The organism is Pseudomonas poae (assembly GCF_001439785.1).
Lineage (GTDB): Bacteria > Pseudomonadota > Gammaproteobacteria > Pseudomonadales > Pseudomonadaceae > Aquipseudomonas > Aquipseudomonas poae.
In genome coordinates, this window is the sequence record NZ_JYLI01000005.1 from 153,176 (window position 1) to 168,124 (window position 14,949).

Sequence of the window (14,949 nt, forward strand, 5' to 3'; positions counted from 1 at the left end):
TGATGAAAAAGAAAACTGCCTGGCCGTCAACGGTATTGGAGGAAGACGTTGTCACGGCCGAACTGGTCACGCAATGCTTGAATCAAGCCGTCAGCCGGATCAATTCGCCAGGTCTCGCCGAACTGCAGCATGGCCTTGGCGTCATTGCCGGTGTACTCCATGGTCACCGGGCAGGCGCCACGGTGGCGTTTGAGCAGGTCACCCAGCCAGCGTAGTTGATCGCCCTTGAGGGCTTCGGTTTTCACCTTCAAACGCAGGCTTTCGGCCAGGTTGGTGCGCGCGTCCTCCATGCTCATCACCCGCTTGATGCGCAGGCGCAGGCCGCCGGAAAAGTCGTCGTTGCTGACCTCCCCTTCCACCACCACCATGGCATCGGTCTGCAAAAGCGACTGGGCGGAGTGAAACGCGTCGGCAAACAGCGATGCTTCGATCCGGCCCGAGCGGTCGTCGAGGGTGATGAAGCCCATCTTGTCGCCCTTTTTGTTTTTCATCACCCGCAGGGCGATGATCATGCCGGCAACGGTCTGGGTATCGCGCGCCGGCTTCAGGTCGATGATGCGCTGACGGGCGAAACGACGAATCTCGCCTTCATACTCGTCGATAGGGTGACCGGTGAGGTACAGGCCCAGGGTGTCTTTTTCACCCTTGAGGCGCTCCTTGAGGGTCAGGTCCTTGGCCTTGCGGTGGTTGGCGTAGACATCCGCGTCTTCTTCGACGAACAGACCGCCAAACAGATCGGCGTGGCCGCTGTCATGGGTGCGCGCGGTCTGCTCGGCGGCCTTGATCGCTTCTTCCATGGCAGTGAGCAACACGGCACGGTTGCGGTCGATATTGGCCTGATAGGCCTTGGGCTCATCATGGAAGTGCGGGCCCAGGCGGTCGAGGGCGCCGCTGCGGATCAGGCCGTCCAGGGTGCGCTTGTTGATGCGTTTGAGGTCGACACGCGCGCAGAAATCGAACAGGTCCTTGAACGGCCCGTCCTGGCGCGCTTCGGTGATCGCCTCGACCGGGCCTTCACCCACGCCCTTGATCGCGCCCAGGCCATAGATGATGCGGCCTTCGTCGTTCACCGTGAACTTGAATTCCGAGGCGTTCACGTCCGGCGCGTCGAGGCGCAGCTTCATGGTGCGCACTTCCTCGATCAAGGTCACGACCTTGTCGGTGTTGTGCATGTCCGCCGAGAGTACCGCAGCCATGAACGGCGCCGGGTAGTGGGCCTTGAGCCAGGCAGTCTGGTACGACACCAGCCCGTAGGCGGCGGAGTGGGACTTGTTGAAACCGTAACCGGCGAATTTTTCCACCAGGTCAAAGATGTTACCGGCCAGGTCGGCATCGATATTGTTGGTCGCGCAACCTTCAATGAAACCGCCGCGCTGCTTGGCCATTTCCTCGGGTTTCTTTTTACCCATGGCGCGACGCAGCATGTCCGCGCCGCCAAGGGTGTAGCCGGCCATGACCTGGGCAATCTGCATCACCTGTTCCTGATACAGGATGATGCCGTAGGTCGGTGCCAATACCGGCTTGAGACCTTCGTACTGGTAGTCGGAGTGCGGGTAGGCCAGTTCGGCGCGGCCGTGCTTGCGGTTGATAAAGTCGTCAACCATGCCCGATTGCAGCGGGCCCGGACGGAACAGGGCCACCAGTGCGATCAGGTCTTCCAGGCAGTCGGGCTTGAGCTTTTTGATCAGCTCTTTCATGCCGCGCGACTCGAGCTGGAACACGGCGGTGGTTTCGGCCTTTTGCAGCAACTGGTAAGTCGGCTTGTCGTCCAGCGGAATAAACGCGATATCCAGCGGCGCTTCGTCGACCTTGGCGCGCTCGCGGTTGATGGTCTTGAGCGCCCAGTCGATGATCGTCAGGGTGCGCAGGCCGAGGAAGTCGAACTTCACCAGGCCGGCCGCTTCCACGTCATCCTTGTCGAACTGGGTTACCAGGCCATCGCCTTCTTCGTCGCAATAAATAGGCGAAAAGTCAGTGAGTTTTGTAGGCGCGATCACCACACCACCGGCGTGCTTACCGACGTTACGCACCACGCCTTCGAGCTTGCGTGCCATGTCCCAGATTTCGGCGGCTTCTTCATCGACCTTGATGAAGTCGCGCAGAATTTCTTCCTGCTCGTAGGCTTTTTCCAGGGTCATGCCGACTTCGAACGGGATCATCTTCGACAGACGATCGGCCAAGCCGTAGGACTTGCCCTGCACTCGCGCCACATCGCGGATCACCGCTTTGGCCGCCATGGAACCAAAGGTGATGATCTGGCTGACCGCGTTGCGGCCGTACTTCTCGGCCACGTATTCGATCACGCGGTCGCGACCGTCCATGCAGAAGTCGACGTCGAAGTCCGGCATGGAGACCCGTTCCGGGTTCAGGAAACGTTCGAACAGCAGGTCATATTCCAGCGGGTCGAGGTCGGTGATCTTCTGCACATAGGCCACCAGCGACCCGGCACCCGAACCCCGGCCCGGCCCTACCGGCACGCCGTTGCTTTTAGCCCACTGGATAAAGTCCATTACGATCAGGAAGTAACCGGGGAAGCCCATCTGGATGATGATATCCAGCTCGAAATTCAGCCGATCCACGTAGACCTGACGCTTGGCCTCGTAGTCCTCGGTGGTGTCCCTGGGCAGCAGCACGCTGAGGCGCTCTTCCAGGCCATCGAAGGACACCTTGCGGAAATACTCATCGATGGTCATGCCATCGGGAATCGGGAAGTTGGGCAGGAAGTGCTTGCCCAGCTTCACTTCGATATTGCAGCGTTTCGCGATTTCGACGGAGTTTTCCAGGGCCTCGGGGAGATCGCTGAACAGCTCGGCCATCTCGTCGGCGCTTTTGAGGTATTGCTCCTCACTGTAGTTTTTCGAGCGGCGCGGGTCGTCAAGGGCGCGGCCTTCGCCGATGCACACGCGGGTTTCGTGGGCTTCGAAATCTTCCTTTTTGATAAAACGAACATCGTTGGTCGCCACCAGCGGCGCGCCCAGCTTGTCGGCCAGGGCCACGGCAGCGTGCAGATGCTCTTCGTCATTGGGGCGATTGGTACGCTGCACTTCAATATAGAAGCGATCAGGAAAAACCTGCATCCATTCGCGCGCCAGCACTTCGGCTTCCTGCGGATTGCCACCCAGCAACGCGATACCGATCTCACCCTCTTTGGCCGCCGAGAGCATGATCACGCCCTCGCTGGCCTGGGCCACCCACTCGCGCTCGATGATGATCGAGCCGTTACGCTGGCCGTCGATAAAACCACGGGAAATCAGTTCGGTGAGGTTGCGATAACCCACGCCGTTCATCGCCAACAGGCTGATGCGGCTCAGCGGGTTATCCGGGTCCTTGTTGGACAGCCACAGGTCGACGCCACAGATCGGCTTGATCCCGGCACCCATGGCGTTCTTGTAGAACTTGACCAGGGAACACATGTTGTTCTGATCGGTAACCGCTACCGCGGGCATGTTCATGCCCACCAGCGTCTTGACCAGCGGCTTGATGCGTACCAGGCCGTCGACCAGAGAGTATTCAGTGTGCAGGCGCAGGTGAACGAATGAAGCCGGCATAGTGATCCTGTCCAAACATGGAAACAACAAGGCCCGGGATTGTACCGGGCCTTGGCAAAAACATCAGCCTTGGGACTAAACCTCGATCAGGCTCTCGCGCAGCTCGTAGGCCTGGCGCACCGGGGCGAACGAGCGTCTATGAATGGGGGTGGGGCCCAGCCGCGCCAGCGCTTCCAGATGAACGGGCGTCGGGTAGCCTTTATGGCCACCCATGCCGTAACCGGGATAGATCAACTCGAACGCTGCCATCTCGCGATCCCGGCTGACCTTGGCCAGGATCGAGGCCGCCGCAATCGCCGGCACCTTGCTGTCGCCCTTGACCACTGCTTCGGCCGGCATCGTCAATCGGGGGCAGCGGTTGCCATCGATCATCGCCATTTTTGGCGTGATGTGCAGGCCTTCTACCGCACGCTGCATGGCGAGCATGGTGGCATGCAGGATGTTCAGCGTGTCGATTTCTTCGACTTCGGCCCGGGCGATATGCCAGCTCAACGCCTTTTCACAGATCTCGTCGTAGAGTTTTTCACGGCGTGCTTCGGTAAGTTTTTTCGAGTCATTCAGGCCCAGGATCGGCCGACTCGGGTCGAGAATCACGGCAGCCGTCACGACTGCGCCACACAGCGGGCCGCGCCCTACTTCATCAACACCGGCCACCAGCTCGTGGGCGTGCGCAACCAGGCTGAAATCCAGACCCATTTGCTTGCTCATAAGGCCTCCTGTGTATGACCGATCAGATTCAGCACCGCATCGGCCGCCTGGTTCGAGGCATCCCGACGCAGGGTGCGGTGGATGTCGTCAAAACCACGGGTCTGCTCTTCGCCGCCATCGATCAAGGGTAGTAGGGTTTGCGCAAGGGCGGCGGGCGTTGCGTCGTCCTGCAACAACTCCGGCACCAGCAGGCGCTGGGCCAGCAGGTTAGGCAGGGAAATATAAGGGCTCTTGACCATGCGCTTGAGAATCCAGAACGTCAGCGGCGCGAGGCGATAGGCCACGACCATCGGGCGTTTGTACAGCAGAGCCTCCAGGGTCGCGGTGCCCGAGGCGATGAGAACTGCGTCGCAGGCAGCCAGGGCCAGGTGTGACTGGCCGTCGAGCAAGGTCAGCGGCAGGTTGCGTCCTTCGAGCAGCGTCTCGATCTGCGCACGGCGTTGCGGACTGGCACAGGGCAGCACGAAGCGAATACCCGGCCTGAGGGCAAGCAGGCGCTCGGCGGCATCAAAAAACAGTGCGCCCAGGCGCCCGACTTCGCCACCGCGGCTGCCCGGCATCAGCGCAACCAACGGGCCATCAGGCAATCCCAGCTCGGCACGCGCCGCAGCGCGGTCAGCCTGCAAGGGAATTGCGTCGGCCAGCGTATGGCCGACAAACCGTACCGGCACGCCCTGCTCCTCGTAGAACCGGGCCTCGAAGGGCAGCAGCGTCAGCATCAGGTCGCAGCCTTCGCGGATTTTCAACACGCGCTTCTGCCGCCACGCCCACACGGAGGGGCTGACGTAATGCACGGTCTTGATCCCGGCCTGACGCAGCTTGAGTTCGATATTAAGGGTGAAGTCCGGCGCGTCGATGCCGATAAAAACGTCGGGCTTTTCTTCGATCAGGGTCTGAATCAGCAGCTTGCGCCGTGCAAGCAATTCACGCAGCCGGCCCAGTACTTCCACCAGGCCCATGACCGACAGGCGTTCCATGGGGAAGTAGGACGTGAGTCCTTCGGCCTGCATGAGAGGACCGCCAACGCCGATGAATTCGACTGCTGGGTGGCGGGCTTTGAGGGCCTGCATCAGGCCTGCGCCCAGAATATCGCCGGACGCTTCTCCGGCCACCAGCGCAATACGCACAGTGGCCATGATCAGCGGGTGATGCCGCGAGTCGACGCCTGAATCGAGTCACGGAATACCGCGACTTCCGGGAACAGCGTTGCCGGCTCGGTCAGTTCAGTCAGCGCCTGCTCTACCGTCAGGCCCTGGCGGTAGACCGTCTTGTAGGCGCGGCGCAAGGCATGGATGGCGTCTTCGCTGAAACCACGGCGACGCATGCCTTCAAAATTCATGCTGCGGGCTTCGGCCGGGTTGCCGAAGACCGTGACAAATGCCGGAACATCCTTGCCGATGGCGGTGCCCATGCCGGAAAAGCTGTGAGCGCCTATATGGCAGTACTGATGAACCAGCGTGAAGCCGGACAGAATCGCCCAATCGTCAACGTGCACATGGCCAGCCAACGCGGTGTTATTGACCAGGATGCAATGGTTGCCGATGACGCTGTCGTGCCCGATGTGCGCGTAGGCCATCACCAGGTTGTGATCACCCAGTGTGGTCTCGGCACGATCTTGAACGGTGCCACGGTGAATGGTCACGCCTTCACGAATGATGTTGTGATCACCGATTACCAGGCGTGTTTCCTCACCCTTGTACTTCATGTCCGGGGTGTCTTCGCCTACCGATGAAAACTGGTAGATGCGATTGTGTTTGCCAATACGGGTCGGACCCTTGAGGATCACGTGCGGCCCGATGACAGTACCCTCGCCGATTTCCACACCTGCGCCGACGATCGACCAGGGGCCGACCTCTACGCCTGCGGCCAGTACGGCCGACGGATCGATGATTGCGCGAGGGTCAATCAAACTCATAGTTTGCGTTCCGCACAGATGATCTCGGCGGAGCACACCGGCTTGCCATCGACCGAAGCCTGGCATTCGAACTTCCAGATCTGGCGCTTGCAGCTGATGAACCTGGCTTCCAGGATCAACTGGTCACCCGGAGTGACCGGGTTGCGAAAACGCAGCTTGTCGGAACCCACGAAATAGTAAAGCGTGCCGTCGGCAGGCTTGAGGTCGAGCATTTTGAAACCAAGGATACCGGCAGCCTGGGCCATCGCTTCGATGATCAACACGCCTGGCATGATGGGATGCGCAGGAAAGTGACCGTTGAAGAATGGCTCGTTGATGCTGACATTCTTGTAGGCACGAATGCGCTTTTCCTCAATGTTCAGGTCCACTACGCGGTCTACCAGCAGGAACGGGTAACGGTGAGGCAGGTATTCGCGAATCTCGTTGATGTCCATCATTTCGGGGGGAAGCCTGTAATAAATTGGGGGCGGGCGGACTAAAAGCACGCCCCGCTAGCAAATCAAGGAGGCAGTCTTGCGGCTGTGCACACTTGATATGGAAATGGTATCAGCCTTGTGATGAAGCATTACCGTCAGGGGTCACGTCCCCGACGCGCTTTTCCAGCTGCTTGAGACGTCGGGCCATGTCGTCGAGCTGTCTCAAGCGTGCTGCACTCTTGCGCCATTCAGCTGCGGGCTGCATGGCGGTGCCGGAAGAATAGGCACCCGGCTCGGTAATCGAGTGGGTCACCATGGTCATGCCGGTAATGAACACGTTGTCACAGATATCGATATGCCCCACCAGCCCAACACCACCGGCGAGCATGCAATGCTTGCCGATTTTAGTACTGCCGGAAATGCCCACGCAGGCGGCCATGGCGGTGTGATCGCCAATCTGCACGTTGTGGGCAATCTGAATCTGGTTGTCGAGCTTCACGCCATTACCGATCACGGTATCGGCCAAGGCGCCGCGATCGACAGCGGTGTTGACGCCGATTTCAACGTCGTCGCCGATCAATACGCCGCCGACCTGGGCAATCTTGTGCCAGATACCTTTGGCATTGGCAAAACCGAAGCCTTCACCACCGATCACCGCGCCCGACTGGATCACCACACGCTGGCCGATACGCACATCGTGATACAGGGTCACCCGGGGAGCCAGCCAGCCATCGGCACCGATTTCACAGCGTGCACCGATAAAGCAATGCGCGCCGACGGTGACGCCAGCGCCAATACGCGCACCGCTCTCGATCACCGCAAAGGCGCCGATACTGGCCGCAGGATCAACCTGGGCATCCTCGGCGATCACCGCCGACGGATGAATCCCACCGGCAGCCCTGGGCTTTGGATCGAACAGGTGCGAGGCTTTGGCGTACGACAGGTACGGGTCGGCCACCACCAGCGCATCCCCAACGTAACCCTCGGCGTCCGCGGCCTTCAACAACACGGCTGCGGCCTGACAGTCAACCAGGTATTTACGGTATTGGGGATTTGCGAGGAAGCTCAACTGAGCTGGGCCAGCCTCCTGCAAGGTGGCTAGCCCAGTGATTTCCTTCTCCGGGGAGCCACACAAGGTGGCGCCCAGGAACTCGGCCAACTCGCCGAGCCTGATAGTCGCGGTCATGGCTTACTTCAGCTGGTTCATGCGCTCGATCACCTGACGGGTGATGTCGTATTGAGGTTTGACGTCAATCACGGCGCCGCGCTCGAACACCAGGTCAAAGGCACCTTTCTTGATGACTTCTTCCACAGCGCTGTCGAGTTTGGGCTTGAGCTGCTTGAGCATTTCACGGTCGGCAACAGCCTTGGCTTCGTTCAGTTCCTTGGACTGGAACTGATAGTCACGGGCCTTTTGCTTGAATTCAAGCTCCAGGCGCTCGCGCTCGCCCTGCTGCATCTTGTCGCCACCAGCAACCAGACGGTCCTGGATGCCCTTGGCGCTGCTTTCCAGAGTCTTGAGCTTGGTCAGTTGCGGACCGAATTTTTTCTCGGCATCCACGGCGTAACGCTTGGCCGCGTCGGATTCAAGCAAAGCCATCTGATAGTTCAGCACGGCGATTTTCATTTCGGCGAAGGCCGGGGTGGTTACCAGCACGGTGGCCAGCAGGACCAATTGAGTCAACTTACGCACGATGTACTCCTACAGAATCCGTTGTCGTTATCTTGGGTCAGACGCTTAGAACGTCTGGCCGAGGGAGAATTGGAAAATCTGGGTTTCAGCGTTATCCGGTTTCTTGATCGGCATGGCCAGAGCGAAGCTCAACGGACCAAGCGCGGTCACCCAGGTCACACCCACACCCACGGAGCTAGCCAGATTGCTGAGGCTCACGTCGTTGCACTGGGTATTGGACTTCACGCCACTCGGGTTGGTGATCTGGTCACATTTGGAATCGAACACGTTACCCACGTCCCAGAAGACCGACGTGCGCAGGGACCGCTGGTCTTTCACGAACGGCAGTGGGAACAGGACTTCCGCGCCACCCTGGATCAACACGTTGCCACCGAACGGCAGTGGATCGTTGTCCGAGTCCACCTGCGTGCCCTGGTTACCGGTAAACGCCTGACCACGGCTTGGCGTACCACGAGGACCCAGCGTGCTGTCCTTGAAACCACGTACCGAGTTGAAACCACCGGCGTAGTAGTTCTCATAGAACGGCAGGCCATTGGTCGAACCGTAACCGTCGCCATAGCCCAGCTCAGTGTGCAGGCGCAGGGTGTAATTGTCGGTCAACGGCTGGAACAACTGGCCGCGGTAATCAAGCTTGAAGAACGACAGGTCGCTGCCCGGCGTGGTGACTTCCGCAGTCAGGCTCTGGGAGTGGCCACGGGTCGCCAGCACACCTTTGTTCAGGGTCGATTCGGACCAGCCGGCAGACGCCTTGAAGTTCAGGAATTTGTCGCCTTCACGACGGGTGAAATCAAAGATTTCGTCCACGGTGAACACACCGGTCTTGATCTCGTCCTGCTGCGCGGTGAGGCCAAAGGTCAGACGCGAAGTCTCACTGATCGGATAACCGATGTTGACGCCGGCACCCAGGCTGTCGATCGCGTAGCTTGCCACGTCGACGTCGAGGTCTTTGTAGTCGGTGGTGCGGTAGAAGGCGTTGTAGCCCAGGCTCACACCGTCAGCAGTCCAGTAGGGGTCGGTATAACCGAAGTTATAGCGGCTCTGGTATTCGCTTCGGGTCAGGCCGATAGACACACGGTTACCGGTACCGAGGAAGTTGTTCTGGGTGATCGAACCACCGAGGATGAGGCCGGCACTCTGTGCAAAACCGACGCTGGCGGTGATCGAGCCCGAGGCTTGTTCCTCAACGGCGTAGTTCACGTCAACCTGGTCGTCCACACCCGGTACGGCCGGGGTTTCGACGTTGACTTCCTTGAAGAAGCCCAGGCGCTCAAGACGGGTCTTGGACTGGTCGATGAGGTAAGTCGACGCCCAGCCACCTTCCATCTGGCGCATTTCACGGCGCAGCACTTCGTCGGCAGACTTGGTGTTGCCACGGAAGTTGATGCGGTTGACGTAGGCACGCTTGCCGGGATCGACCACGAAGGTGATGTCCACGGTGTGATCTTCGTCATGGGGGGTCGGCACGCCGTTGACGTTGGCGAAGGTATAGCCTTCGTTGCCCAGGCGACGGGTGATCAGCTCGGACGTGGTGGTCATCAGCTTGCGCGAGAACACCTGGTCTTTCTGCACCAGCAACAGGGACTTGACCTGGTCTTCAGGGACTTTCAGGTCGCCGCTCAGCTTGACGTCACGCACCTTGTACTTCTCACCCTCATTGACGTTGACGGTGATGTACACATGCTTCTTGTCAGGGGTGATGGACACCTGGGTCGAAGCGATATCCATGTTGATATAGCCACGGTCCAGGTAGAACGAACGCAGACGCTCCAGATCACCGGAGAGTTTTTCACGGGCGTACTTGTCATCGTTCTTGAAGAACGACAACCAGTTGGTGGTCTTGAGTTCGAACAGGCCGACCAGTTCGTCATCATCGAACTTGGTGTTGCCCACCACGTTGATGTGCTGAATGGCGGCCACGGTGCCTTCGTTGATGTTGACCTTGAGGCCGACCCGGTTGCGCGGCTGCGGCACCACTTCGGTCTCGACGCTGGCCGAGTAGCGACCCTGGGCAACGTACTGACGTTGCAGCTCGTTACGCACACCTTCAAGCGTGGCACGCTGGAAGATCTCGCCCTCGGCCAGGCCCGATTGCTTGAGGCCCTTCATCAGGTCTTCAGTGGAGATCGCCTTGTTGCCTTCGATCTCGATACTGGCGACGGAAGGTCGCTCGACGACGGTGATGACCAGGACGTTACCTTCGCGACCCAGTTGGATGTCTTGAAAGAAACCGGTTTTGAACAGCGCACGAGTGGATTCCACCAGGCGACGATCATCCGCCTGTTCCCCGACGTTCAACGGCAAGGCACCAAAGACGCTACCCGCGGAAACCCGCTGGAGGCCGTTGACGCGAATATCGGAGATAGTGAAGGACTCGGCGTGAACTTCGGCGATCATCAATACGGTGAGAACCGCAGTTAGCAGCAGACGTTTCATGAAGTCCTTTCTTATTCCAACTGGCAATAAACAAACTGCCGCAAAATGCGGCAGATTCGCAATTCAGCGAAGCGTTACAGACGACCCAGATCGTTAACCAGGGCTAACAACATCACCCCGACCACCAAACTGATACCGATCTGTATCCCCCAACCCTGCACCCGATCCGACAAGGGGCGACCACGCACCCACTCGACCAGATAAAACAACAGATGCCCCCCATCCAATACAGGAATGGGCAGCAAATTCAGAACTCCAAGGCTGATACTGAGATAAGCCAGGAAATTCAGGAAATCCGCGACACCCGACTGGGCAGAAGCGCCCGCCACTTTAGCAATGGTTATCGGTCCACTCAAGTTTTTTACCGAGAGCTCGCCGAACAACATTTTCTTGAGGGACTCCAGGGTCAGCACACTCATGGTCCAGGTGCGTTTAGCACCCTCGCCGATCGCGTCCAACGGCCCGAAGCTGACCTCACGCACCATCGACGGCGGCCACTCCGGGCTTTTCACTCCGGCACCCAGGTAACCCCCGGCCGCCTTGGCTTCGCCACGAGCCGACAAGGTTACGGGGACGTCGATTTGCGCGGCATCGCGCTCGACTTTCAGCACAATTTTTCTGTCAGGCCGTACACGCACCAGGTCGACCACCTGTTGCCAGTCATTCAGCGGCTGGCCATCGAGGGCCAGCAGACGGTCGCCGGTTTTCAGACCTGCGGCCTGCGCCGGACCTTTCGGATCCAGCTCGGCGAGCACTGGCGGCAACGATGGGCGCCATGGCCGGATACCCAGGGATTTGATCGGATCAGGCTCGTCGGCACCCTTGAGCCAATGATCCAGTGCCAATGAACGCGGAGTTTCGGCGCTGGAATCCTGCTCGCGCACCACCACCTTGACGGTGCCGCTCTCACCCAGACGGCGCACCAGCTGCAAATTGACCGCGCCCCAACCCGTGGTCGGCTCGCCATCAATGGAAACTATTTCCTGCCCCGCGATCAGACCGGCCTTGGCCGCAATACTGTCCGCCTCGACCGCGCCGATGACCGGACGCACCTGCTGGCTGCCCAGCATGGCCAACACCCAGAAGAACACCATGGCCAGCAGGAAGTTGGCGATCGGTCCGGCGGCGACAATGGCGATACGCTGACCAACGGTCTTGCGATTGAAGGACTGGTCCAACTGGTCAACCGGCACTTCGCCTTCGCGCTCATCGAGCATCTTGACGTAGCCCCCCAGCGGGATGGCTGCGATCACGAATTCGGTGCCCTGGCGATCATGCCAACGCACCAGCGGCATACCGAAGCCGACGGAAAAGCGCAGCACCTTCACGCCACAGCGGCGTGCCACCCAGAAGTGGCCGAATTCGTGGAAGGTAACCAGCACCCCCAGAGCAACCAGGGTGCCGACAATCATGTAGAGCGCACTCATCTAATTTCTCCGCATTCCAATCCAGTGCCCGCAGGCCACACATGCCCGCCGACTAACGCGCGTTGCGGTTCAGCCATTGTTCGGCCAGGACCCGGGCCTTTGTATCAGCCTCGAACACCGCCGCCAACTCATTCACGACCACTACCGGCTCAAGACTCAGGACGTCGTCGATGATACTCGCGATCTGCGGAAAGCGGATGCGCCGTTCGAGAAACGCCGCCACGGCCACTTCATTGGCCGCATTGAGCATCGCCGGTGCGCTGTTGCCCGCCTCGGCCGCCTGACGCGCCAGACGCAGACAAGGAAAACGCTGCTCATCCGGCGCTTCGAAGTCCAGACGGGCGATGGCGAACAAGTCCAGAGGCGCGACCCCGGAATCAATGCGCTCCGGCCAGGCCAGGGCATTGGCGATGGGCGTTCGCATGTCGGGATTGCCCAACTGCGCCAGCACCGAACCGTCCACATAGTCGACCAGGGAATGAATCACGCTTTGCGGGTGAATCACCACCTCGACCTGCTCCGGCCGCGCATCGAACAGCCAGCAGGCTTCTATCAGCTCCAGGCCCTTGTTCATCATGCTGGCCGAGTCGACGGAAATCTTGCGGCCCATGGACCAGTTCGGATGGGCGCAGGCCTGCTCCGGCGATACATGCTCCAGCTGCGCCAGCGGCGTTTGCCGGAAGGGCCCACCGGAGGCAGTCAAAAGAATCCGGCGCACACCCACCTGGCTCAGGCCACGCGCGAAATCACCGGGCATGCACTGAAAAATAGCGTTATGTTCGCTGTCCAGAGGCAGCAGCACGGCGCCGCTCTTGCGCACCGCCTGCATAAACAGCGCGCCGGACATCACCAGCGCCTCTTTATTGGCCAGCAGAATTTTCTTGCCGGCATCGACTGCGGCCAACGTCGGACGCAGACCGGCAGCACCGACGATGGCAGCCACCACCGTGTCGACCTCGGCATCCGCCGACACCTGACACAACCCCTCCTCGCCCACCAGCACCCGAGTGGCCAGCCCGGCAGCGTGCAGATCATCCTGCAAGCCTCGCGCAGCCGCCGCCTCAGGCACCACAGCAAAGCGCGGCACATGGCGCACGCACAGCGCCAGCAATTCCTTCACGCGCGAAAAGCCCGTGAGGGCGAATACCTGATAACGCTCAGGATGCCGTGCAATCACATCGAGGGTGCTCAGCCCTATCGAGCCCGTAGCACCCAGCACTGTCACCTGTTGCGCACGACTCACGAAGCGATCATCCACAACAGCACGGCAAAGATCGGGATGGCGGCGGTGAGACTGTCGATACGGTCCAGCACGCCGCCATGACCCGGCAGCAGATTACTGCTGTCCTTGATCCCGGCCTGGCGCTTGAACATGCTTTCGGTAAGGTCACCCACCACCGAAATAAACACGACGATCGCCGTGCCCACCAGGCCCAGGAGAATTTCCTTCAGCGACCAGTCGCGCACTATCCCGACTATCAGCGTGATCACCAGCGTCAAGGCAAGGCCGCCGTAGACGCCTTCCCAGCTTTTACCCGGACTGACAGCCGGAGCGAGCTTGCGCTTGCCGAAGGCACGGCCGGAAAAGTACGCGCCGATATCGGCACCCCAAACCAGCACCATCACTGCCAGGATCAATTGATTACCAATCGGGAAGCGCTTGATCTCCACCAGCCCTTGCCAGGCCGGCAGCAGAATCAGCAGGCCGATCACCAATTTGCAGGCGACGCTGGACCAGTGGCCACTGGTGCGCGGGTAGGTCAGCACGAGGAATGTCGCCATCGCCCACCACAGCACCGCCGCGCCCAGCACCCAGGGTGCGACGTCCGGCAGGATGTACATCAGGAACAGCAGCACTGCCACCACAGCGGCGTAGACCACACGTGGCAGCTGGTTGGTGAAACCCGCCAGACGCGCCCATTCCCAGGCACCCAGCGTCACGACCAGGCCGATAAACAGTGCAAAACCGGAACCGTCGAGCAGGAAAAACCCGCAAAGCGCGATGGGCAGCAGGATCAGTGCCGTGATGATTCGTTGTTTAAGCATTTAAACCCGGGCTCCAGCTTCGATCTGCTCGCTCGTTTTACCGAAGCGACGCTGACGGGAAGCGAAATCAGCCAGCGCTTTGCGCATGGCATCGTGTTTGAAGTCCGGCCAGAACAGGTCGGAGAAATACAGCTCGGTATAAGCCAGCTGCCACAGCAGGAAATTGCTGATGCGGTGTTCGCCACCGGTGCGAATGCACAAGTCCGGCAACGGCAGGTCGCCGGTCACCAGGCAGGTTTGCAACAACTCGGGCGTGATGTCTTCCGGCTGCAAGTGACCGGCCTGCACTTCTCTGGCCAATCGCTGAGCTGCCTGGGCGATATCCCACTGACCGCCATAGTTGGCGGCGATCTGCAGCACAAAACGGTCGGCCCCGGCGGTGATCGCCTCGGCCTCGCGCATGGCGGCCTGCAGTTCCGGATGGAAGCGCGAGCGATCACCAATGATGCGCAGGCTGATGTTGTTGTCATTGAGGCGCTTGGCTTCACGACGCAGGGCCTTGAAGAACAGGTCCATCAAGGCACTGACTTCGTCGGCCGGGCGCTGCCAGTTCTCACTGGAGAAGGCAAACAGCGTGAGCACCTCGACCTTGGCCTCGGCGCACACTTCAATCACAGCCCGTACCGCGTCGACACCCGCTTTATGCCCGGCCACGCCCGGCATAAAGCGCTTCTTCGCCCAGCGATTATTCCCATCCATGATGATCGCGACATGGCGCGGCACCACGGAGGGCACAGTCTGCTTGGTCTTTTCCATGAAGGCG

General features: G+C 60.0%; 12 protein-coding genes. All 12 read right to left on the bottom strand.

Annotated features, from left to right (window positions below; genetic code table 11):
- Positions 1-26: 26 nt before the first annotated feature.
- Positions 27-3,548, bottom strand: a complete 3,522-nt coding sequence (gene dnaE, locus TU75_RS07940) for a DNA polymerase III subunit alpha (protein WP_003231210.1) — start codon at positions 3,546-3,548, stop codon at positions 27-29.
- Positions 3,549-3,623: 75 nt separating this feature from the next.
- Entirely contained in the window at positions 3,624-4,256 is a 633-nt protein-coding gene (gene rnhB / locus TU75_RS07945; RefSeq protein ID WP_003231212.1) for a ribonuclease HII, read from the bottom strand.
- Positions 4,253-5,392, bottom strand: a complete 1,140-nt coding sequence (gene lpxB, locus TU75_RS07950) for a lipid-A-disaccharide synthase (protein ID WP_060548627.1) — start codon at positions 5,390-5,392, stop codon at positions 4,253-4,255. The genes rnhB and lpxB overlap by 4 nt, the downstream gene beginning before the upstream one ends.
- Positions 5,393-5,394: 2 nt before the next feature.
- Positions 5,395-6,171 carry an acyl-ACP--UDP-N-acetylglucosamine O-acyltransferase gene (lpxA, locus tag TU75_RS07955; protein ID WP_003231217.1) on the bottom strand — a complete coding sequence of 259 codons (777 nt, stop codon included), beginning with the start codon at positions 6,169-6,171 and terminating at the stop codon, positions 5,395-5,397.
- Positions 6,168-6,608 carry a 3-hydroxyacyl-ACP dehydratase FabZ gene (gene fabZ / locus TU75_RS07960; RefSeq protein ID WP_003231219.1) on the bottom strand — a complete coding sequence of 147 codons (441 nt, stop codon included), beginning with the start codon at positions 6,606-6,608 and terminating at the stop codon, positions 6,168-6,170. The genes lpxA and fabZ overlap by 4 nt, the downstream gene beginning before the upstream one ends.
- 109 nt (positions 6,609-6,717) lie before the next feature.
- Positions 6,718-7,773 carry a UDP-3-O-(3-hydroxymyristoyl)glucosamine N-acyltransferase gene (lpxD, locus tag TU75_RS07965; protein WP_003231221.1) on the bottom strand — a complete coding sequence of 352 codons (1,056 nt, stop codon included), beginning with the start codon at positions 7,771-7,773 and terminating at the stop codon, positions 6,718-6,720.
- A 3-nt stretch (positions 7,774-7,776) separates the two neighbouring features.
- Entirely contained in the window at positions 7,777-8,280 is a 504-nt protein-coding gene (locus TU75_RS07970) for an OmpH/Skp family outer membrane protein (protein WP_003189173.1), read from the bottom strand.
- A gap of 45 nt (positions 8,281-8,325) precedes the next feature.
- Positions 8,326-10,713 (bottom strand): outer membrane protein assembly factor BamA, encoded by a 2,388-nt coding sequence (bamA, locus tag TU75_RS07975; RefSeq protein WP_003231223.1) that lies wholly within the window; start codon positions 10,711-10,713, stop codon positions 8,326-8,328.
- A 74-nt stretch (positions 10,714-10,787) separates the two neighbouring features.
- Entirely contained in the window at positions 10,788-12,140 is a 1,353-nt protein-coding gene (gene rseP, locus TU75_RS07980; RefSeq protein ID WP_060548628.1) for a sigma E protease regulator RseP, read from the bottom strand.
- A 52-nt stretch (positions 12,141-12,192) separates the two neighbouring features.
- Positions 12,193-13,383, bottom strand: coding sequence for a 1-deoxy-D-xylulose-5-phosphate reductoisomerase (ispC, locus tag TU75_RS07985; RefSeq protein ID WP_060548629.1), 1,191 nt, complete (start codon positions 13,381-13,383; stop codon positions 12,193-12,195).
- Entirely contained in the window at positions 13,380-14,186 is an 807-nt protein-coding gene (locus tag TU75_RS07990) for a phosphatidate cytidylyltransferase (protein ID WP_003231229.1), read from the bottom strand. The genes ispC and TU75_RS07990 overlap by 4 nt, the downstream gene beginning before the upstream one ends.
- Positions 14,187-14,942 carry a polyprenyl diphosphate synthase gene (uppS, locus tag TU75_RS07995; RefSeq protein WP_060548630.1) on the bottom strand — a complete coding sequence of 252 codons (756 nt, stop codon included), beginning with the start codon at positions 14,940-14,942 and terminating at the stop codon, positions 14,187-14,189. It lies immediately after the preceding gene.
- Positions 14,943-14,949 lie beyond the last annotated feature (7 nt).

Excerpts from the sequence above, each read along its gene's own strand:
- lpxB (WP_060548627.1), bottom strand. The coding sequence starts at position 5,392 with ATGGCCACTGTGCGTATTGCGCTGGTGGCCGGAGAAGCGTCCGGCGAT.
- dnaE (WP_003231210.1), bottom strand. The coding sequence starts at position 3,548 with ATGCCGGCTTCATTCGTTCACCTGCGCCTGCACACTGAATACTCTCTG.
- lpxA (WP_003231217.1), bottom strand. The coding sequence starts at position 6,171 with ATGAGTTTGATTGACCCTCGCGCAATCATCGATCCGTCGGCCGTACTG.
- lpxD (WP_003231221.1), bottom strand. The coding sequence starts at position 7,773 with ATGACCGCGACTATCAGGCTCGGCGAGTTGGCCGAGTTCCTGGGCGCC.
- uppS (WP_060548630.1), bottom strand. The coding sequence starts at position 14,942 with ATGGAAAAGACCAAGCAGACTGTGCCCTCCGTGGTGCCGCGCCATGTC.
- rseP (WP_060548628.1), bottom strand. The coding sequence starts at position 12,140 with ATGAGTGCGCTCTACATGATTGTCGGCACCCTGGTTGCTCTGGGGGTG.
- bamA (WP_003231223.1), bottom strand. The coding sequence starts at position 10,713 with ATGAAACGTCTGCTGCTAACTGCGGTTCTCACCGTATTGATGATCGCC.
- TU75_RS07990 (WP_003231229.1), bottom strand. The coding sequence starts at position 14,186 with ATGCTTAAACAACGAATCATCACGGCACTGATCCTGCTGCCCATCGCG.
- rnhB (WP_003231212.1), bottom strand. The coding sequence starts at position 4,256 with ATGAGCAAGCAAATGGGTCTGGATTTCAGCCTGGTTGCGCACGCCCAC.
- fabZ (WP_003231219.1), bottom strand. The coding sequence starts at position 6,608 with ATGATGGACATCAACGAGATTCGCGAATACCTGCCTCACCGTTACCCG.